The organism is Dictyobacter halimunensis (assembly GCF_036245075.1).
Genome location: NZ_BSRI01000002.1, coordinates 3,965,621 through 3,985,463, shown reverse-complemented (window position 1 = coordinate 3,985,463; position 19,843 = coordinate 3,965,621). Strand labels below are relative to the sequence as shown.

The 19,843-nt window shown below is 55.3% G+C and carries 16 protein-coding genes; 9 read left to right on the top strand and 7 right to left on the bottom strand.

Annotation, left to right across the window (positions count from 1 at the left end; all coding sequences use genetic code 11):
- Positions 1-55: 55 nt before the first annotated feature.
- The 3 genes from AABA21_RS30485 to AABA21_RS30475 all read right to left on the bottom strand — a co-directional run bounded on the left by AABA21_RS30485 (position 56) and on the right by AABA21_RS30475 (position 3,235).
- A complete protein-coding gene (locus AABA21_RS30485; protein ID WP_338256045.1) occupies positions 56-1,138 on the bottom strand; it encodes a cytochrome d ubiquinol oxidase subunit II in 1,083 nt (360 codons plus the stop codon).
- Positions 1,139-2,500 carry a cytochrome ubiquinol oxidase subunit I gene (locus AABA21_RS30480; RefSeq protein ID WP_338256044.1) on the bottom strand — a complete coding sequence of 454 codons (1,362 nt, stop codon included), beginning with the start codon at positions 2,498-2,500 and terminating at the stop codon, positions 1,139-1,141. It abuts the gene before it with no gap.
- A gap of 213 nt (positions 2,501-2,713) precedes the next feature.
- Complete coding sequence (locus AABA21_RS30475; RefSeq protein ID WP_338256043.1) at positions 2,714-3,235, bottom strand: GNAT family N-acetyltransferase; 522 nt, start codon at positions 3,233-3,235, stop codon at positions 2,714-2,716.
- Positions 3,236-3,378: 143 nt separating this feature from the next.
- Between AABA21_RS30475 and AABA21_RS30470 the strand changes: the two genes are divergently transcribed.
- Positions 3,379-4,080 carry a hypothetical protein gene (locus AABA21_RS30470; RefSeq protein ID WP_338256042.1) on the top strand — a complete coding sequence of 234 codons (702 nt, stop codon included), beginning with the start codon at positions 3,379-3,381 and terminating at the stop codon, positions 4,078-4,080.
- An 84-nt stretch (positions 4,081-4,164) separates the two neighbouring features.
- On the opposite strand, the gene AABA21_RS30465 is transcribed toward AABA21_RS30470, so the two are convergent.
- Complete coding sequence (locus tag AABA21_RS30465) at positions 4,165-5,121, bottom strand: aldo/keto reductase (protein ID WP_338256041.1); 957 nt, start codon at positions 5,119-5,121, stop codon at positions 4,165-4,167.
- 291 nt (positions 5,122-5,412) lie between these two features.
- On the opposite strand from AABA21_RS30465, the gene AABA21_RS30460 reads away from it, so the two are divergent.
- From AABA21_RS30460 to AABA21_RS30450, 3 genes are all read left to right on the top strand, one after another.
- Complete coding sequence (locus AABA21_RS30460) at positions 5,413-6,198, top strand: electron transfer flavoprotein subunit beta/FixA family protein (RefSeq protein ID WP_338256039.1); 786 nt, start codon at positions 5,413-5,415, stop codon at positions 6,196-6,198.
- 10 nt (positions 6,199-6,208) lie between these two features.
- Complete coding sequence (locus AABA21_RS30455; protein WP_338256037.1) at positions 6,209-7,174, top strand: electron transfer flavoprotein subunit alpha/FixB family protein; 966 nt, start codon at positions 6,209-6,211, stop codon at positions 7,172-7,174.
- Positions 7,175-7,303: 129 nt separating this feature from the next.
- Positions 7,304-9,454, top strand: a complete 2,151-nt coding sequence (locus AABA21_RS30450) for a 4Fe-4S dicluster domain-containing protein (protein ID WP_338256036.1) — start codon at positions 7,304-7,306, stop codon at positions 9,452-9,454.
- Positions 9,455-9,514: 60 nt separating this feature from the next.
- On the opposite strand, the gene AABA21_RS30445 is transcribed toward AABA21_RS30450, so the two are convergent.
- Complete coding sequence (locus AABA21_RS30445; RefSeq protein WP_338256035.1) at positions 9,515-10,270, bottom strand: class I SAM-dependent methyltransferase; 756 nt, start codon at positions 10,268-10,270, stop codon at positions 9,515-9,517.
- Positions 10,271-10,796: 526 nt separating this feature from the next.
- Here AABA21_RS30445 and AABA21_RS30440 point away from each other — a divergent pair.
- The gene (locus tag AABA21_RS30440) at positions 10,797-12,107 is read left to right on the top strand and encodes a hemolysin family protein (protein WP_338256032.1); all 1,311 of its coding nucleotides are present in this window, start codon (positions 10,797-10,799) and stop codon (positions 12,105-12,107) included.
- Between the two features lie 51 nt (positions 12,108-12,158).
- On the opposite strand, the gene AABA21_RS30435 is transcribed toward AABA21_RS30440, so the two are convergent.
- Together AABA21_RS30435 and AABA21_RS30430 are read right to left on the bottom strand one after the other, a co-directional pair.
- A complete protein-coding gene (locus AABA21_RS30435; protein WP_338256031.1) occupies positions 12,159-12,593 on the bottom strand; it encodes an AAA family ATPase in 435 nt (144 codons plus the stop codon).
- A gap of 349 nt (positions 12,594-12,942) precedes the next feature.
- Complete coding sequence (locus AABA21_RS30430) at positions 12,943-14,091, bottom strand: acyl-CoA dehydrogenase (RefSeq protein ID WP_338256029.1); 1,149 nt, start codon at positions 14,089-14,091, stop codon at positions 12,943-12,945.
- A 186-nt stretch (positions 14,092-14,277) separates the two neighbouring features.
- Between AABA21_RS30430 and AABA21_RS30425 the strand changes: the two genes are divergently transcribed.
- The 4 genes from AABA21_RS30425 to infB all read left to right on the top strand — a co-directional run bounded on the left by AABA21_RS30425 (position 14,278) and on the right by infB (position 19,833).
- Positions 14,278-14,802, top strand: coding sequence for a DinB family protein (locus tag AABA21_RS30425; RefSeq protein ID WP_338256028.1), 525 nt, complete (start codon positions 14,278-14,280; stop codon positions 14,800-14,802).
- Positions 14,803-15,264: 462 nt separating this feature from the next.
- On the top strand, positions 15,265-16,494 hold the full coding sequence (gene nusA / locus AABA21_RS30420; RefSeq protein ID WP_338256027.1) for a transcription termination factor NusA: 1,230 nt from the start codon (positions 15,265-15,267) through the stop codon (positions 16,492-16,494).
- A gap of 18 nt (positions 16,495-16,512) precedes the next feature.
- Positions 16,513-16,884: an RNase P modulator RnpM gene (gene rnpM / locus AABA21_RS30415; RefSeq protein ID WP_338256026.1), complete on the top strand. Its 372-nt coding sequence runs from the start codon at positions 16,513-16,515 to the stop codon at positions 16,882-16,884.
- A gap of 453 nt (positions 16,885-17,337) precedes the next feature.
- On the top strand, positions 17,338-19,833 hold the full coding sequence (gene infB / locus AABA21_RS30410) for a translation initiation factor IF-2 (protein ID WP_338256024.1): 2,496 nt from the start codon (positions 17,338-17,340) through the stop codon (positions 19,831-19,833).
- Positions 19,834-19,843 lie beyond the last annotated feature (10 nt).

Sequence of the window (19,843 nt, the reverse complement as noted above, 5' to 3'; positions counted from 1 at the left end):
GAGAAAAGGGATCTCCAATAATGTTGAGGTCCCTTTTCTCGTATCTGATACTTCGCTACTTATTGATGATCATCTCGTTATTTCGGCGCGCCTGTGTTTGTCTGGCCTGTTCGGGGCGGCGCAGGCCGGGAATGGGATAGGGCAGTTTAAAGACTGAGAAGAGGTAGTACAACGATGGCAGCAGGATCACCAGACCGCAGACGATGCCAATGATGAGGGTGGTAATCACCGTGGGATCATTGGCCGAGTTGGCGATGGTGTAGCGCGTCGGAATGATATAGGGATATTGCGAGAGGCCCCAGGAGCCCAGCAGGAACGCCGTCTCCGCGATGATCAGAACGCGGGCGATACGGTAGGAGCGGCGATACAGCGCCACGGCGGTCCCCAGACCAATCAGCATGGTGGCGACGACAATGGGAATGGCTCGCGCCAGCATGCCCTGCCAGATAATTGGTGCCTCTGAGATCGAGAGCAGCAGGCCAAGTGCGCCCAGCACAGCTGTTATCGCGCCCGTGATCAACGCCTTGGTGCGATAGGACTCAGTCAACGCCTCGTCGTGCTCGGTATCGCGCGCCTCAACTACCAGGTAAACGGCCGCCACGCTCGCGCAGAGCGCCACGGCCATCGCCCCAATGACAACGGCAAACGGCGTAAGCATACCTGCCAGGTACGTGGCCCTCGGCACACCATCGGGAGCGATCAGTTTGCCGCTGGCCACACCAGCGGCCGCCACACCAAGGAAGAAAGGCGTAATCACGCTGGTCACACTGAATACACGGCTCCAGGCGCGCGCGAATAAACCAGTCTCATCCAGGGCATAATAGCGATACACGAAGGCCGCTCCACGCAACACGATGCCGATCAGAATAATGGTAAACGGGAAAAACAGGGCAATTGAAAGGGCATAGAACGCGCCAGGAAACACGTTAAACAGTCCTACAATCAAGAAGATCAGCCAGACGTGGTTGGCTTCCCAGACGGGACCCAGCGCATGATTAATCAGACCATGCTGTTTTCTGGCCATTTTCCCCACGGCAAACAGGTCCCAGACGCCGGCGCCAAAGTCCGCTCCACCCAGCGCGGCATAGACGATCAAGGCCCACCAGAGCACGACCAGCGCAATTAAAGCTACATCCATTTAAACACCAACCTTTTCTATCTCCGGCTCCTTCACATCGTAGCCTTGCTCGGAAAGGGTTACCTGCGGCAATGGACGACGGGCCACCTTTAGGAGCAACCAGATCAAGGCCACGGCCAGCAGCACATAAATGAGCGAGAAGATCAAAAAGCTGACATTCAAGAGAGGGGCCGTGGTTACAGCATCCTTTGTACGCAGATACCCATAGATGGTCCACGGCTGGCGCCCGATCTCCGTAACCATCCAGCCTAGCTCAACGGCCAGAAACGAGAGCGGGCCCGCCAGGAAGACGCCCCACAGCAGCCATTTATACGTTGGCAGACGCTTCTTTAACAGGAACAGGGCCCAGAACACGACGGCCACCAGCAGCGCGAAGAAGCCGCTCCCCACCATGCCATCAAATGAGGTATGCACGATCGTTGAGTTCGGCCAATCCTCACGCGGATACTGATCGAGTCCCTTGATGGTAGCATGAGGGTTATAGTCGGCCAGAATGCTCAGGCCATAGGGAATCTCTAACGCGTACTCCACCTTGCCGGTATTGGGATCAGCCAGGCCACCAATTGAGATGGGAGCACCGCTCTGCGTCCTGAAGATCCCCTCCATGGCCGCGAACTTGGTCGGCTGATAGACCGATAGGAAGCGCGCATTGAAATCTCCGCTGACGATCTGCAGCGGGATCGCCACCAGCGCCAGCAGCATAGCCAGCATCAGGCCCTTGCGGTAATATTCCTCGCGCTTGCCACGTAGATAGGCAACGGCATATACAGCGGCCACACCGAATCCGGTCGCGACATAACTAGCCAGAATCATATGCACTGTTTCAAACGGAGTGCTGGGATTAAAGATGGCCTGGAGAGGATTGATATCAACCACCTTGCCATTTTTGATTACAAAGCCCGCCGGCGTATTCATCCAGGAGTTGGCGCTGACGATAAACCAGGCCGAGGCCATACCGCTGATCCAGATCGGGAATGAGCAGAGCCAGTGCGCCCGGGCCGAAAGGCGGTCCCAGCCATAGAGATAGAGGCCCAGAAAGATCGCTTCTGTAAAGAAGGCGAAGCCCTCCAGTAAGAAGGGTAAGCCAACCACAGCTCCCGCGAAGCGCGTATAGGTGGGCCAGAGCAAGCCAAGTTCAAAGGAAAGGATGGTGCCGGAAACGGCACCAATGGCGAACAGGATCGCTGCCGCCCTGGCCCAGCGCCGCGTCAACATCATCCACACGGGATTTTTTGTGCGCAAAGCCAGGCCCTCTGAAATACAGAGCAGCAGGGGCACACCCACACCCAGCACCGAAAAAATGATATGGAAAGCCAGCGAAGTACCCATCTGGGCACGAGCCGCGAGTAAATCAGGCATCATAGAGTTTTTCCTCAATATCAAACATATTGTTCCTGGTAGAACAGTTTATCTTGTCCAGCACCTATGTAGACACTGATATTCTAGGAGCTTTGTTTCATGCGAACAAAATCAACAGTAAAACTATACGAAAATTTCGATCCTTACTGCTCATGATGCCAATATATCAAACAGATAGTGCTGCTCTGGATATCTGCAGTTCGCTTTTGCCCTGGATCAAAGCAGGGTGTGGAGGTCAGGCCAGCCATATGCCAGCTCTGTCAGTTCGGCCCCTCCGATCTGCTCTGGCTTGGAGGCAATGTATTGGCCACCCAGGCGCAGGTAAAAGTGCTGCGCGGGATTGCCATCCAGCACCCACACCAGCATGCTAGAAAAACCTGCCTGGATGAGACTGCGGGACAGCACACGCACCAGCTCTCGGCCGATACCCTGTCCCTGCTGATCAGCAAGAATATAAATGGCATAGAGTTCACCCTTATAGACGGCGTGGTTGGACCTTTCGGGTCCCCCGCTAATAAATCCCACCACCTGGCCCGCTTCACCAACAGCGACAAACACGAAGTTGTGCTCAGCCGCGCGATTCAGGATCTGCGTCCACATACGCAGGCGCGGCTCGTAGGTTAATCCGGCCAGATAATCAGCGGGTATTAAGCCACGATAGGTGGTACGCCAGGTATCCACATGGACGCGCGCCAGCCCTTCAACATCCTGTAGCGTGGCCGGTCGAATCGTTACCATACTTTGATAAGCTCCTTTTACATTAAACAAATTGCAAGACAACAACGATTGGTGATAGCGCTTCCAGACAAGATTTCTGATTGCGTTTAGGGGTATGCATGCTATAATCTTGTACAGAACGAGAGAAAGGTTTTCACGAAGGCATGCCGAATATAAATACGACCGCAGCAGCTAAAATTTTTCAGCGCCTGAAGGGTTTACAGGCCCGGATGCAGCCGGGAGAAGACCCGATCCTGGCCCTGCCCGCGATCTGGGATGGTGGCCAGAGTAACCATAGCACGGCATGCGATATTATCGTTACCAATCAGCGCGTGATCGGCTACTACTATCGCAGCTTCCCGCGCGAACGCGTCTTCTTCGATGCGCTGAACCTGGCCGACCTGCGCACGGTCACGTGGCGCAAAAAAAATTACGAACCCGTCTTCCGCGAGATCGTGGTGAGCGATGGAAAGCGCGACGTCTATATCCGGACGGCGCAGCAGAAAAGTGAATTTCTCTACGAAACCCTGCGACTGGCAAACGACACGACGGCCAGGCCAGACTTAACGGCTCAAAATAGCGAGGCAGGGGCGGAACAGCCAGCATCAACAACAACAGGGCAGACGCAGGTCATGCAGGAGCCAGACAAAGCGGTCTATACACGGGAGCAGGTACGGGGAACGTTTGAAAGCTCCTCACTGGCGGTTACGATCCTGCTGGTCGGTGGAATCCTGATTGAAATTCTCAGCCTGCTGCTGCTATTTGCCATGCACAGCATCAGTATCAGCGGTCCTCTCTTCATCGCGGGCTTTGTCATGGTCGTGGGCAGCTTCCTGGCGCGTAAAAGTCCCCGCGCCAACAAATAGCCCCACACATACATTTGCGCAGAAAAAGGCCGTGGAACCATAAGACAGTGCTCCACGGCCATGTTTTTCCCAATTTTTTTCAATTTACGGATGGGTCTGGACAAAGTCCTCGATCTGAGCGATCTCTTGCTCACTGAGGCGGAAATCGCCGGCTCCAATAATCTCATCGACCTGGCCCGGATGGCGACCACCGACTATGGCAGCGGTCACGGCAGGATGGCGCAGGGTCCAGGCGATCGCCACCTCACCAGCCGAGCGACCATGGACATGACCAATTGTCTGCAGCAACTTTGCCAGCGCGAGGTTACGATAGAGGCGCGGCTCCTGGTAGTCAGCACTGCGCTTGCGCCAGTCAGTATCAGGCAGGTTCTGGACGCGCTGCACATTCCACTTACCAGTGAGCAGGCCGGAGGCCATCGGCGAATAGACGATCACGCCGATATTGTGCTGCAGGCAGAAGTCCAACACGTCTTTCTCGATATCGCGTCGCAGCAGCGAATAGGGCGGCTGCAATGAGCTGACCGGGGCGATCTTATAGGCGCGCTCCAGTTGATTGACGTTAAAGTTGGAGACACCGATATGGCGCACCTTGCCCGCGGCCTTGAGCTCGGCCATAGTGGTCCAGCCCTCCTCGATATCCTCATCTGGATTGGGCCAGTGGATCTGATAGAGATCGATTACGTCGACCTGCAGGCGGCGCAGGCTATCCTCAACCTCCTCGCGGATCGAAGCGGCCTTCAGGGTACCCACAATCTTGCCATCCGGTGTCGGACGGCGCGAGCACTTGGTGAAAATAAATGGACGCTCGCTACGGCCCTTCAGGGCGCGCGCCACGATCTCTTCCGCGTGACCAAAGCCATAGACGGCGGCGGTATCGATCCAGTTCATCCCCTGTTCAAGGGCACGATGGATGGTGGCAACGGATGCATCATCATCCTGTGGGCCCCAGGCGGCCGGCCAGCCCTCACCACCCAGAGCAAAGGTCCCCAGGCCCAGCGTCGTAATCTCCATATCGGTATTGCCGAAATGTCTCGTCTGCATATGTCCTCCATCAACGAACTACTTGTTTTCAACTTTCCGCAACCACCTTATCTTATCCCATCATGCAGCGCGACAGCAAACGTCTTCTATCTTGAGGATGTATCAAGGGAGAGGACAACGCCATGGGTGTGTTCGCACCCATGGCGTTGTCCTCTCCCTTGATACATCAGATCTGTTAGCCAGTTATATTGACACCTTATTTTTTTGACAGGTACAATAAGAGAGCTTGGGAAACAACGTGGTTTCTCTTATATCCTACGTCCACCACACTAGAAGACGAGGCAATATACAATGAAGATGTTTGTCTGTATAAAACAGGTACCTGATCCCAATACTACTGTTCCTAAACTTGACCCCACTACCAAACGTCTTGTACGTACTGGTGTTTCTCTTGTCTTAGATCCTGGCGATGAAAGCACTATTTCCGCGGCGATCAAATTGCGCGACAAGGTTGGCAATAGCGAACTGGTCGCGGTGAGCATGGGTCCGGCCAGCGCCCAGGAGGCCATGCGCAGAGCACTGGCGATGGGAGCTGATCGCGCCATCCTGGTGACCGATCCCGCCCTGGCCGGTTCGGACGCGGTGGGTACCGCCCGCGTACTGGCCTCCGTCCTGAAAAAAGAGGGCGCGGACCTTGTTTTCTGCTCCACGGAAAGCACCGACGGCTATACCGGCATGGTGCCCGGCGCCATCGCTGAGTTCCTGGGCATTCCACAGCTGACCTTCGCGCGTGAAGTCAATATCGAAGGGCAGAAGGCTGTGATCAAACGCGTTATCCCCAAAGGCTATCAGACCGTCGAAAGCTCTCTGCCCGCGGTGGTTACCATCGCCAGTGGCTCCTTTGAGGCCATCTATCCGACCATGAAGGGTATTATGGGAGCGAAAAAGAAACCCTACACCCAGATGAGCCTGTCCGACCTTGGCATCGATGCTTCACAGGTTGGTGAGGCCGGAGCACGTGAGCAAGTGCTGACCGTTGGGAGCGCCGAGGCGCGCGCCGCCGGTCAAATCATCAAAGACGATGGCAACGCAGCTCAGCAGATCGCGGAATTTCTGCAGCGTTACCAGTTACTCTAGGAGGTAGAAGATGGCAAATACTATTTGGGTTCTGGTAGAGCTGGAGAGCGGCGCTCCGGTCCGTTCGTCACTGGAAGTACTGGGAAAAGCCGCCAAACTGGGTCGCGCGGAGGCTGTGGTACTGGGTAGCGCCGCCGCCGAGGTCGCTCCTACACTGGGCGAATATGGCGCGGAAAAAGTCTATGTGCATGCTGACGCCGTCTACGATAATTATCTGACCCTGCCCGCGGTCGAGACGCTTAGCCAGCTCATCCAGCAGCATCAACCAACGTTGATCCTGCTTCCGACAACTTATGATCTGCGCGACATCGCCGCGCGCCTGAGTATTCGCAGCAATATGGGCCTGCTCACCGACGCCACCGATCTAGCACTCGCGGATGACGGCGTGAAGGTGACCGTTCCCTGGGGCGGCGAGACCGTCGTAACCGCCACGCTAACGCAGCAGCGCCCCGGCATTGTCCTGACACGGCCAAAGGCATTTTCGGTCGAGCAGTATAGTGGACGCAGCGCTGAAATTGAAACCATCAACGCAAGCGTCAGCGCGCAGGCACAGACCATCAAGGTGCTGGAAACCATTGAGGTCAAGAGTGAGGGACCAGCCCTCGAAGACGCGGCTGTAGTTGTCAGCGGCGGTCGTGGCCTGGGCAAAGCGGAGAACTTCCATTACGTAGAGGAACTGGCCGAAATCCTCAATGGAGCACCGGGGGCGACCCGTGCCATCGTCGATGCAGGCTGGCTGCCATATAGCTACCAGGTCGGTCAGACCGGCAAGACCGTGAAGCCAACGCTCTACATCGCGGCTGGCATCAGCGGAGCCATCCAACACCTGGCAGGCATGAAGGGATCAAAGTATATTGTGGCGATCAATAAAGATGAGCACGCGCCCATCTTTTCGGTCGCTGACCTGGGTGTGATCGGTGACGCCGTCACCATCCTGCCGCAGCTCACCAACGAGATCAAAAGTCGAAAAGCCTGAGCAAGCAGGCAGATCGTGGATGCGCGTAGGTGCGCCCCCTGCGGGCGCTTTCCCCACGTGCATCCATAGACAGAGATACGCATCCCCAAACAGGGCATAGAGTTCGCCCTAACCAACGGAGGTTCACATATGACTCCCCCTGCAATTTCGCCAACCGGGGGATGGCTCGGTACCATACTCTTTGTCATCCTTTTTGTGGCGGCCCTCGCCCTCTTTGGGGTACGGGTAGGTAAGCTGATTACCCTGCTGCAAAAAGCTCGTCCCGAGAATCGGACCGATCATATGGGAGATCGGGTCGGCGCCTTCTTTAAGGTCGTGCTTGGACAAAGCGGTGTACTGCGCGATCCCATCCCTGGTATAGCGCACTTCTTTACGTTCTGGGGCTTTATCTTAATACAGTTTGGCCTGTTGAATCTGATCCTGGGAGCGTTTAATGGCTCCATCCCCTTCCTGGGCGATAATCGCGTCTTCGCTATCGTCCTGGATGTATTTGTTGTACTGGTCCTGTTCGCGCTGGTCGTCTTCGCGATTCGCCGTGGCATCGTGCGTCCTAAACAGCTCAGCAGCTCGCTGCACGGTCCCTGGGACGGCTTTATTATTCTCGGCCTGATCCTTCTGGTTATCGTGACCCTGGCGCTGGTGGAAGCCTTTGAGTATGCCGCCAGCAGTGGCGCGGCCTGGACCCCCATCGGCGCCTTCTTCGCACCCCTGTTCACCCCGCTTGGGAAGGGCACGGACATCGCTGCGTACCGTACCTTCTGGTGGCTGCACATCCTGACGGTGCTGGGCTTCCTGATCTACCTGCCGCGCTCCAAACACCTGCATCTGATGGCCACCCCGTTCAATGTGTTCTTCCGCAGCTACAAGCCCAAGGGAGAACTGCCGCTGATCGAAAATCTGGAGGACCGCGAGGATTACGGCGTCTCCAAGGTCGAGCAGTTCACCTGGAAACAGCTCCTCGATGGCTATGCCTGTACCGAGTGCGGACGCTGTAACACGGTCTGCCCGGCTTTAAACACCGGCAAACCACTCTATCCCAAAGAGATCATCCTGGGCGTCAAAGAGGCGCTGTTCGTACGCAGCGACGAGATCCTGGGCGAGAACTCGATCTACAACAAGCTGGGCGTGGCCGGCATCAAGGCCGACAAAACGCCGGAAGAGAAAGAGGCCCATCACGAGCCGATGGTGGGAGGCATCATCTCGCAGGAGGCCCTGTGGTCCTGCACTACCTGTATGGCCTGCATGGAGATCTGCCCGGTCTCGATCGAGCATGTGCCGAAGATCGTCGATATGCGCCGCTCGCTGGTAATGGAGGAGAGTGAGTTCCCGCAGGAGGTTACCTCGCTGTTCAACAACATCGAGCGCAATGGCAACCCATGGGAGATCAGCAACGACAAGCGCGCCGAGTGGGCCGCCAGCCTGGAGATTCCCCTGCTGGCCGAGAATCCTGACGCTGAAGTGCTCTACTGGGTCGGCTGCATGGGATCGTTTGATCGCCGCAACCAGCAGGTAGCGACCTCGGTGGCCAAAGTTCTCAAGGCCGCCAACATCGACTTCGCCATCCTGGGACCCGAGGAGACCTGCACCGGCGATCCCGCGCGCCGCATCGGCAATGAGTATCTCTGGCAGATGCAGGCCATGCAGAACATTGAAACCCTCAATGGCTATGGCTTTAATACCAAGCCGGTCAGCGATGGAGAGGGCGATAAAGAGCAGCACGAGGCCGCGACAGCGGTCGCGACTGCCAACGCGCTCAACGACAAGCACCGCACGATCATCACCGCCTGTCCGCACTGCTTCAACACCATCAAGAATGAGTATCCGCAGTTGGGCGGCAACTACGAGGTCGTCCACCACACGGTCTTCATCGACTCGTTGATGGAGAATGAGAAGCTGAAGCTGCTGAAGGGCTTCGATAAGCGCAAGCTGACCTATCACGATCCCTGCTACGTCGGTCGCTACAACGACACCTACGACGAGCCAAGACGCGTCCTGACCGTCTTGAACAGCAACGGGATCACCGAGATGGGACGCAACCGCAACAAGAGCTTCTGCTGCGGTGGTGGTGGCGGTCGTGTTTGGATGGAAGAGAAGGTCGGCAAGCGCGTCAACCAGACGCGTGTCAATGAGGCCCTGGAGACCAATGCCGAGGTGCTGGCCGCCGGCTGTCCTTTCTGCATCACCATGTTTGAGGATGGCGTCAAAGGGGTTGAGGCCGAAGAGAAAATGAAGGTTGAAGATATCTCTGAGATTATCGCTCGCGCGATCGAGACAAAGTAACAGAGATAAGAACGAATGAAGAGCAGGCCGGAGGTCTTTTGTATCCGGTCTGCTCTTCGTCTATAGCCATTGGCTCTGGCCATAGGCGACGTAGAAGTCGCAGCTGGTATGGTATTCGTCGCACTCGCGAATCCAGGCGTTCAATGTGCGATCATACTCCTCCGAGGCTACCCCGGTAGAGGCAAGAACAAGCGGTTTGATCGTCATCGCCGCTCCATAGAAGTCTTTCATCAAGAATTTGCTGATACGCCCACCCCAGTCGCCCATCGGGATCGTTAGTTTTTGTACCTTCACATTCGCCACCCCCTCCATCTCCATGAGCGTTCCCAGCTTGCTTCCAATGGCGATATCTAATCCCCGCTTTTTGCCCGCCTGGTCGATCCAGCTAAGTATTCTGCTGGTTTCAGGTCCCGGATTGTTATGGCTGAGATCGGCGTCCGTCAATTCAATCCATTGACCCGGTCGGGTTATACGCTTGAGGTCCCGGATAACAGACGGCCAGAGGTGAAGCGGAAGAGCAAAGACCAGAAAACGCTGATGGACATAGTCGAATGAGCGAGGAGGAAATGGCAATCCTCTGGTAATATCGCACTGTTGAAAGCGACAATTGGGAGGGAAAACGATGGTCGAGCTGGATAGAGGTGAAATATCCACGCCTGTAACCTGTGCATGTGTAAACTGCTGCGCTATCTCCAGCATCCAACGACCTGTTCCACATCCTACATCCAGAATCGTCGATGGTTGTTCAAGAGGGGCAAGATAATTGCCGGACATAGCTTGCCGTAGCAGGTAGTGCTGAAAGTCCAAACGGTTCACTTCCCGGAAATCCTTTGGGAGCATGTATATGGTCTGATCATTCTGGAGTCGCCTCTTCAATACATCTGTAGCAGATGATGAAGTGTCCTCGTTACCCGTCTTTTTCTTAAACCAGGGCATAGCACCTCTCCCTCTCTTTTTATTTATTTACCATTTTTGCATAGTATAGTTAACATTAAATATTGTCAAGCATCATATAGATATATCTATAACAAGAAGACATTCCTTCTTTTACCCGCCATTTTCCATCCGAATCCTCATGATCATCACCTGCGGCCCGCCGGCGTTTTCGCGCCCGCGGCGTACAGAAGTCATTAATGTGTAGGTGCATCGGGTGCGCCGGCGGGCGCCTGTACGGGGGCGCGTACATATCCCTATAGGACGAAAGTAAGACACCCTATCAACCGCTGAGTCGTATTATAACTATCCCGTACTTTACAAGTCTTGTTTTCGATGTACACTGGGAACATATTTTTGTGATAACTGATAGATATACCAAAAAATAGAAGTTAAAGGTAAAGAAAAGATGAGCGGTATCCCCAGCTTTGAGGTAATCATTATTTTTGCCCTTATTCTGGCCAACAGCTTTTTCGCGGCTTCCGAAATTGCGATCGTCTCAGCGCGACGCAGTCGTCTACAGCAGCAGGCTGACTCTGGAAAAAAGAGCGCCAAGCAGGCGCTGCAGCTATCAGAAAATCCGGATCGTTTCCTGGCAACGGTGCAGATCGGTATGACCTTGATCAGTACCCTGGCCTCGGTGTTCGGCGGCGCCAGCATCAGTGAGCCGCTCTCGCAATGGATCGCCACCTTTCCTGCTCTCAAACCTTACGCAAGCTCACTGGCTCTGTTCATTGTTGTTCTATTCATTACCTATTTTTCGCTGGTGATAGGAGAACTGGCCCCTAAACGCCTGGCCCTGCAGTCGGCCGAAAAACTCGCCGTGGCCGTATCACCTTTTATGGTTCGCCTATCTAAAATTGCGGCTCCTATTGTCGCCTTGCTTACACTCTCGGTCAACCTGATTCTGCGCTTGCTGGGACAATATAAAAGCACAAAAGAGATCGTGACGGAAGAGGATATTGTCTACCTGGCCCGCGAAGGTACTGTCAGTGGAACGGTCGAATCAGGAGAAGAAGAATTTATCAATCGCGTCTTCCGCTTTACCGACCGTACCGTGAGCAGTGTAATGATGCCGCGCACAGAGATCGTAGCCATTGAGGTCCATACCCCTTTCCACGAGGTCATCGAGAAATTCATGAGCTCCGGCTATACGCGCCTGCCGGTATATGAGGAATCGTTGGATAACGTGGTCGGCGTCCTCTACGCCAAAGATCTGCTGCGCTCACGCGCGGACAACAAGCAGGATGAGGAGGTGAATATCCGCACCCTGGCTCGGCCGGCCTTTTTTATCTCTGAGTTTCAGCACGTAGACGATCTGCTGAAGACGTTTCGCGGCAAAGGCATCCATATCGCCCTGGTCATCGATGAGTATAGCCAGATTACCGGCCTGGTGACATTAGAGGATGTGCTGGAAGAACTGGTGGGCGAGATTCATGATGAATATGACCAGCCCGAGGATAGCGCCATGATACAGCGTGAGGACGGCAGCTGGCTGGTGGATGCCATGACCGATCACGAAGTGGTGCGCAAGAAGATAGGGATGCCGGAGAAGGACGAGGAGGAGCACTACAACTACCATACCCTGGCCGGCCTCCTGCTGACCCAGATGGGGCGCATCCCGAAAGTTGGCGATAGCGTGACCATTGATGACTTTTTGTTTGAGATTGTTGATATGGATGGGCGGCGCATCGACAAGGTACTGATCCACCATGTTTAACCGGGAAACTACCTGGCTTCTTCAGCGGCATCAGGCTCCCAGGGGGATACGTCAAAATGAAAGTCTTCCCGCGCCTGCACGCGATAGAGCTGATCGAACCCCTCCTTTGTATAAGGGGGGGGTCATTTTTTTGAGGACGGAGAAAATGCCAATACGAGGGACATGCGCTTTCCCTGTGCGCTGATCATTCCAGCGCAGGCTACGCTTCACATCGGGAGGAAAGAAATAGCCGATGACCCTGGCATGATAGCGATGGCCCAGCGCGATCAGATCAGCCCTATCCTCGGCAGCGGGATTGGTATTATCGATGACCACCGAATGGCCAGCCTGCAGCGCCTCCTCAACCAGTTGCAATTGTCGACGTCCCGGACGCCGATTATTGCGCAACAGATCCTTGCTCACATAATCATGCGTCGCGGCGAAGCGTTCGCGAAAAAAGGTGCTCTTGCCGGAGGCCTGCAGGCCTATAAAGATACATACATCCATCACATGCGATCCATAGCCAGCCTGGGGAGCGCGGGGCGCCCCCACTCGTTAATTTTGTAGGTGTGGAGGAGTTGGTAGGAATGCGCGTCCGCGCATTCCTACCAACTCCTCCACACCTACAAAAGCATATACAGGTGATTCGCTTACTTCTTAATTGTAGAGGTGGACAGTAGTGGCGGAAGGCGCTGATGCGCTTCTTACCACTCCTCCACACCTACAAAAGCATATACAGGTGATTCGCTTACTTCTTAATTATAGAGGTGGGCGGCAGTGGGGCAGGCGCGAATGCACCTGCCTCACTGCTGCCCACCTCTATAATTCACTATATTGGGCGCCGCAGGCGCACTATTTATTGCTCCATTAGGAGCGCGCGCGCGATAACCAGACGCTGAATCTGATTGGTGCCCTCATAGATCTGCGTGATCTTGGCATCGCGCATCATGCGTTCCGCAGGATACTCCTTCATGTACCCGTAGCCACCGAGCACCTGAATGGCGTCGTTGGTGACCGACATGGCGGCGTCGGAGGCAAACATCTTGGCCATGGCCGAGTACTTGTTGAAGTTCTTGTCGCCGCGATCGATCATCTCTGCCGCGTTATAGACCATCAGGCGGGCCGCCTCAACGCTCGTCGCCATATCAGCCAGCATAAACTGGATACCCTGATTCTCGGCAATCGGCTTGCCGAACTGTACACGCTGCTTAGAGTAGGAGACCGCCAGGTCGAGGGCTCCCTGGGCGATACCCACGGCCTGCGCCCCGATGCCCGGGCGGGTACGATCCAACGTCATCATGGCCAGCTTAAAGCCGTCACCCTCGCGACCCAGCAGGTTTTCGGCCGGAATCTCGCAATTATCGAAGATCAGTTCCGCGGTCTGGGACCCCTTGATGCCCATCTTGTCCTCGATGCGCCCCACCGAGAAGCCCGGGAAATCCTTCTCAACGATAAAGGCGCTGATACCACGTGTACCCTTGGAAGGATCGGTCTGGGCGAAGACTGAGTTCACCTGGGCCAGTCCGCCGTTGGTAATAAAGCGCTTGGCGCCATTCAAAATATAGGTATCGCCTTTACGAACCGCGGTCGTCGTCATAGCGGCCGCATCCGAACCGGAACCGGCCTCGGTCAGGCCAAAGGCCGCCATCCACTCACCTGAGGCCAGGCGAGGAAAATACTTCTGTTTCTGCTGCTCATTGCCAAAGAGCAAGATGGGGAGGCTACCAAGCTGCTGCACGGCCAGCAGCAGTCCCGTTGTGGCGCAGCAGCGAGAAAGCTCCTCGATCGCCATCACAATCGCCAGTTCACTGGCCCCGATGCCGCCGTATTCCGTGGGGAAGGGCATCGCCAGGATATCCTGTTGAGCCAGCAGCTCTTTCATATCCCAGGGAAATTCGCCGCTATGATCTATTTCTGCGGCACGGGGAGCGACACGCTCCTGAGCAATTTCGCGAATTGCATCAATAAGTGCCCGTTCGTCTTCAATGACATGAGACACAGCCATACCAGACTCCTTTAATTACGCTCAATGCTAGCCCTTATTCGGGGCTCATATGTCTATATAGAAGTATAGCATATACGACCCAGGATAACCTTATGCAAATGTTTTATCATATCGGTAGGTTGTCGCCGGTATACGGCACGCTATAACCTGAGCGGCACGACGAAATAAACTATAGGAAAAAATGTTATGGATTATGTACAGCATTTTACCCGGCTATTACAGCATAGCTGCAACGACTTCATCTGGGCGACGCAGCAGATAGCAGTCGAGAAGCTCAACAGCGTCCCACCCCATCGGCCTGAGAGTTGGTCGGTGGCCCGCATAATCTTCCACCTGCGCTTTCAAGAGGAGAAGGTGGTGCTTCCCAATATGCGGCTATGGCTGACCGACCGCGCCCTATATGCCAGGCAGGACGATGTTTTGATCGAACGCTATGCGGCGTTTGAGACCCTGACACAGGACGAAGAGGAAGCCTGGTTGCAGCAGCCCGATATTCAGGCGGCGCTCAAGCATTTTCAAACACAGCGCACAATACAGATAGCGTTGCTCCAGGAGATCGACGCGGACATATGGGAAGACAGGCGAGCCACCGTATGGGGAGAGGTCACGCTACGCTGGGCGGTAACCAAGACCTATCAGCACAGTGTAGAACATATCAATGATGTATTGAAACCGGCCCTCTACTGGACCGGTCTACGCACAACACCCTGAGCCATCTCATCCAAGGGTAATTTATTTCGTCAGCTTTCGCACCTGCGATGCTCTACAGTTTTTTGTGTGGTGGTGCAGCCAGGCGCAGATGCGCCCGGCTGCACCACCACACAAAACATGTGCGGCCGCGTAGCGGACACTCGTGCGGAGGTGCCCACGTTCGCTAACACCACGAGGAGCAAAAAGCACAAAGCCTGAACAGAACAATCTACTGCTCTCGTGCTCCAAACAACAAGTGCAAAAAAAATGCTATAATAGTCATTCACGCTTATCTCCAGGGATGTTGCGAGCTTGTAATCTCATTTACATACAGCAAATTCCGTGATATAATAGCAACAGAATTGAGTAAACATTTAAAGAAAAGTGGGCAGGCCCCACTTTTCTGTTTGCCAGAGACTTTTTTCTTTTGCACTCGAAAAAATGATGTAGTTATTACCGGGCGCCAGCGGGAGGAGCAGGCATATGAGGAGCGAATTTCAGGCGGCTATCGCACAACTAATTGCCGAAAAGGGACTACCCCGCGAAGTGGTAATGGAGACCGTAGCCACTGCCCTATTAGCAGCTTACCGTAAAAGCTTCGGCGGTGGCGAGAACGTTCGCATCGAAGTGGATAAAAACGGGGAGGTGCACGTATGGGCATCAAAAAAAGTGGTGACCCAGGTGAAAGACCCCAACGAAGAGATCTCTCTGGCAGAAGCACAGCGTCTCATTCCGAACGCGGCTCTCGGGCAATTTGTGGATGTTGACTCATCGTTTATCTTCGCACGCATCCCGACACAGACGGCCAAACAGGTCATTTTACAGCGTATCCGCGAAGCGGAACACGAACACCTCTACGACCAGATTAAGAACTGGGTGGGTGAAATCCGCCTGGGCACCCTGACCCGTAAAGATCCTGTCCGTGGCTGGCTGTTGGACTTTGACCTGGACCAGGTCGATAAAGTTGAGGGGTTTATGCCACCCAGCGAAGAGGTTGCAACCGAGCACAATAAAGTAGGTCAGCGCCTACGCGTGCTGGTCTATGATGTGCGCCGCGTGCAGGGTCGCATGTTGCAGATTCTGGTCTCACGCACCCATCGCGATCTCGTCAGGCGCCTGTTCGAATCTGAAGTGCCAGAGATCTACGAAGGGACCGTGGAGATCAAAGCCATCGCCCGCGAACCCGGTAGCCGTTCAAAGGTGGCCGTAGTCGCGCGCCAGGAAGGGCTCGATCCTATCGGATCCTGCGTGGGTGTGCGCGGTTCGCGCATCAATAATATTGTACGCGAACTCCACGACGAGAAAATTGATATCATCCAGTGGAGTCCTGATCCAGCTACCTTTGTCGCCAATTCTTTGAGCCCGGTCAAACCATTGAAGGTTGAGCTACGCGAAGAGGATCACACGGCACTGGTTACTGTAGCGGAGAAACAACTTTCACTGGCAATTGGTAAAGATGGACAAAACGCCCGCCTGGCGGCCAAGCTAACCGGCTGGCGTGTGGACGTCACCAAGCCGGCTGAAGGTGAGGTATTCGAGGAGCAGCCCGTCAGCGAGATGGCGGAAACGTCATCTGGCGGTTCCTATGGCCGCCGTGAACGTTCAGAACGCTCCGGAGGTCGTCACGAGCGAGACAACAACTCGCGGCGTGGAGGACGTGAGCGCGGTAGCCGCCATAGCCATTCAGGATATAATGAGTACGATCGAGATTAAGGGAGGAGGAAGCGTAGCGTGAAAGCAGCTAAAAAACAACCTCAACGTCAGAAGCATCTGCCATTGCGTACGTGTATCGCCTGCCGAGAAAACAAGCCGAAGCGCGAACTATTGCGTGTCGTTCGTACTCCCGAGGGCCAGGTGCTCATCGATGCCACCGGCAAAAAGTCGGGGCGTGGAGCCTATCTCTGCGCCAGGCTATCCTGCTGGCAGAAAGCATTCAAAGAGCACCGCCTCGAACAGGTATTCGAAACCGCGATCTCGGCTGAAGATCGGGCCGCCCTGGAAGATTACATGGCGACCCTGCCACCAGATGACCCCCGACCATCTGAGGCCAGGGCCATAAAAGTACCAGCCAGCCGCAAGAAGGCAGTTGAGACCAATTCATAAATTCACGCGACAAATTGGCTAAACTCAGCTTTTAAGCAAGCGGCATGATATTGCAATGATCTATTCAGTAAGCTATACTGAGAACTGGTATGTATTATTGTCACTATCTCCGTTGGGGAGATAGAGTTTTCAATACTGGCATCTGATCTACGGGTTAGATGAGGATTGAACAATGTTTCGTTTTTTCTCTACTCTTGAAAGAGACACAGCCCCTCGTATACAGGGCAGCTGTAAGCGAATGTTTGCGGAGCAATTAGCTATGATTATATAAACCATAGCTGCCTCTACGTCAGAGAGCGCAGACTGCTTATTCGCCTGGCACTGCACCAACGAGGATCTGTCGCCTTTTTTCCTGTTTATCAGGAACAGGGGACAGACCTTTTTTATGGCTGTGAAGAGAGATTCCGCCGCCACTTATGGCGCAACATCTGATTAAGAAAGGGAGTCTTCTTCATGAGAGATATATCAGAACTTCCAGAGGGCACAGAGCAGGCACAGAACAAACCTACAGCCCAGAAGCCAAGACCAGCCGCTCGCCCCAAACCAGAAAACCAGGCAACAGGCAGCCAGGACCAGGAGACCAGGCCCGCGCCTCGACGTCGTACCACGCCAAATCCTAATGCCACAACAACACAACAACACGATGGAGCCGACCAGCAACATCAGCAGTCGCCGCGCCCATCAACATATAACCAGGGCCATCGACCCAACAACGCTGGTGGTCAGGGAGGGCCACGCCCCGGTGGCTACAATCGCAATCCAAACTCGCAAGCACCAGGACCACGCCAGTATGGTGGTCCAGGCAATGGTCCTCGACCCGCCGGTTCCGGGCCAGCACGTCCCGCCGGCCCCGGCGGCAATCGCCCACCTTATCGTGGCGGTAACGCCGGTGGTCCACGCCCTCCGATGAATAACGCGGCCGTCGCGCCACGTCCACCAGAGCGTGAGCGGGACAGAGATAGAGACCGCGACAGGGATCGTGAGCGAGAGCGTGCCCGCGAGAATGCGGCCCCGCAACGCACACCGGGAGGCCCATCCCGCCCCAACACTAACCGCCCAGGCGGCAATAACCGACCAGGTGGCAATAACAATCGTCGCCCCAACAATGGGCGTCCGACGGCCCAGCGTACGCAGGAGCGTCGTCCGGCGGCACCTGTGAAGGAAAAACCGACCGGACCCGTCTCTCTGCCACCGCAGATCGTGGTCAAAGACCTGGCCGAGATGCTGAGCGTCTCACCGATCGAGATCATTCGTGATCTCATTAACAAGCATGCCATCTTTGCCAGCATTAACCAGGTGGTTGATTATGACAAAGCAGCCCTGGTCGCGACCGACCTGGGATTCGAGCCCAGCCCGGCGGCGGCGACCGAGAGCCCCGCGGTTCGCAGCGAGCGTCCGCTCTCGGCCAACGAAGCCATGCTGGCCACGCGCGATGACGAGAACATGGTCACCATTCCACCCGTGGTCACGATCATGGGTCACGTTGACCATGGTAAGACGTCACTGCTGGACATGATCAGAAAGACCAAGGTAGCCGCCGGTGAGGCGGGTGGTATCACCCAGCACATTGGCGCGTACCAGGTTGAGGTCAACGGCAAGAAGATCACCTTCCTGGATACTCCGGGTCACGAAGCCTTTACGGCCATGCGCGCACGCGGTGCCCAGGTCACACATATCGCCATCATTGTGGTGGCCGCTGACGACGGCGTGATGCCACAGACCCGCGAAGCCATCGACCATGCGCGCGCGGCGAAGGTGCCGATCATTATCGCCCTCAACAAAATAGATAAAGCCAACGCCAATCCCGATCGCGTCAAGCAGCAGCTGGCCGAGATCGGTCTGGTCATCGAGGAATATGGTGGTGACATCGTCTGTGTGCCGATATCCGCGCGGCGCGGCGAAGGCATCGATGAACTCCTCGACTACATCTTGCTGGTGGCCGAGGTACAGGACATCAAGGCCAATCCGAATCGCCTGGCGACCGGCGTCATCATCGAGGCCCGCCTGGAAAAGAACAGTGGCGCCATTGCCACCGTACTGGTCCAGCAGGGTACCCTGAAGATGGGCGACAATATCGTGGTCGGCTCGATCTCCGGTAAGGTACGCGCTATGTTCAACGACCGTGGCAAGCGCATCCAGAAGGCTACCCCCAGCACACCTGTCAGCATCCTGGGTCTACCAGAAGTGCCAAACGCAGGTGATCGTCTGGAGGTCGCGCCAGATGAGCGCACCGCCAAGCAGCAAGCCGAGAGCGAAGCGGAGAAGCGCGAGGACGAGGCGATGCCTCTGGGCCAGGTCAGCCTGGATACGCTCTACATGCAGATGCAGGAAGGCACGGTCAAAGAGCTCAACGTGGTCATCAAGAGTGATGTACAGGGCTCACTGGAGGCCATCAAGGGCGCCCTGTCGAAGCTGAGCGAAGAAAACCTGAAGGTACGCCTGATCCGCGAGGGCATTGGTAATATCAGTGAGACCGACGTCCACCTGGCCGCCGCTTCAGGCGCGATTATCATCGGCTTTAACGTGAAGGCAGACGGCGCAGGCGCCCGTGAGGCCCAGCGTGAAGGCGTTGATATTCGCTACTACAACATCATCTATAAGCTGATTGAGGACATCCAGGCCGCCCTGGTTGGTATGCTTGAGCCAACCTACCGCGAAGTGATCGACGGACATGCCGAAATCATGCAGACCTTTAAGGCCGGTAAGACCATCATCGCGGGCTGCCGCGTCACGGATGGTCGTATCACCCGTGGCTCACAGGTGCGTCTGATGCGTAAAGGCGAGAAGGTCTTTGACGGGAAAGTGGCCTCGCTACGCCGTGGTAAAGATGATGTACGTGAAGTGCTTACTGGATACGAATGCGGTATCCTCCTCGAAGATTTCAACGGATATGAAGTTGGTGATATAATCGAGGCATTCTCACAGGAACGTGTGACACCAGGAGCATAAATAACGCAAT

Excerpts from the sequence above, each read along its gene's own strand:
- AABA21_RS30430 (WP_338256029.1), bottom strand. The coding sequence starts at position 14,091 with ATGGCTGTGTCTCATGTCATTGAAGACGAACGGGCACTTATTGATGCA.
- AABA21_RS30450 (WP_338256036.1), top strand. The coding sequence starts at position 7,304 with ATGACTCCCCCTGCAATTTCGCCAACCGGGGGATGGCTCGGTACCATA.
- AABA21_RS30475 (WP_338256043.1), bottom strand. The coding sequence starts at position 3,235 with ATGGTAACGATTCGACCGGCCACGCTACAGGATGTTGAAGGGCTGGCG.
- AABA21_RS30425 (WP_338256028.1), top strand. The coding sequence starts at position 14,278 with ATGGATTATGTACAGCATTTTACCCGGCTATTACAGCATAGCTGCAAC.
- infB (WP_338256024.1), top strand. The coding sequence starts at position 17,338 with ATGAGAGATATATCAGAACTTCCAGAGGGCACAGAGCAGGCACAGAAC.
- AABA21_RS30455 (WP_338256037.1), top strand. The coding sequence starts at position 6,209 with ATGGCAAATACTATTTGGGTTCTGGTAGAGCTGGAGAGCGGCGCTCCG.
- AABA21_RS30440 (WP_338256032.1), top strand. The coding sequence starts at position 10,797 with ATGAGCGGTATCCCCAGCTTTGAGGTAATCATTATTTTTGCCCTTATT.
- AABA21_RS30435 (WP_338256031.1), bottom strand. The coding sequence starts at position 12,593 with ATGGATGTATGTATCTTTATAGGCCTGCAGGCCTCCGGCAAGAGCACC.
- AABA21_RS30480 (WP_338256044.1), bottom strand. The coding sequence starts at position 2,500 with ATGATGCCTGATTTACTCGCGGCTCGTGCCCAGATGGGTACTTCGCTG.
- AABA21_RS30485 (WP_338256045.1), bottom strand. The coding sequence starts at position 1,138 with ATGGATGTAGCTTTAATTGCGCTGGTCGTGCTCTGGTGGGCCTTGATC.
- AABA21_RS30465 (WP_338256041.1), bottom strand. The coding sequence starts at position 5,121 with ATGCAGACGAGACATTTCGGCAATACCGATATGGAGATTACGACGCTG.
- AABA21_RS30460 (WP_338256039.1), top strand. The coding sequence starts at position 5,413 with ATGAAGATGTTTGTCTGTATAAAACAGGTACCTGATCCCAATACTACT.
- nusA (WP_338256027.1), top strand. The coding sequence starts at position 15,265 with ATGAGGAGCGAATTTCAGGCGGCTATCGCACAACTAATTGCCGAAAAG.
- AABA21_RS30470 (WP_338256042.1), top strand. The coding sequence starts at position 3,379 with ATGCCGAATATAAATACGACCGCAGCAGCTAAAATTTTTCAGCGCCTG.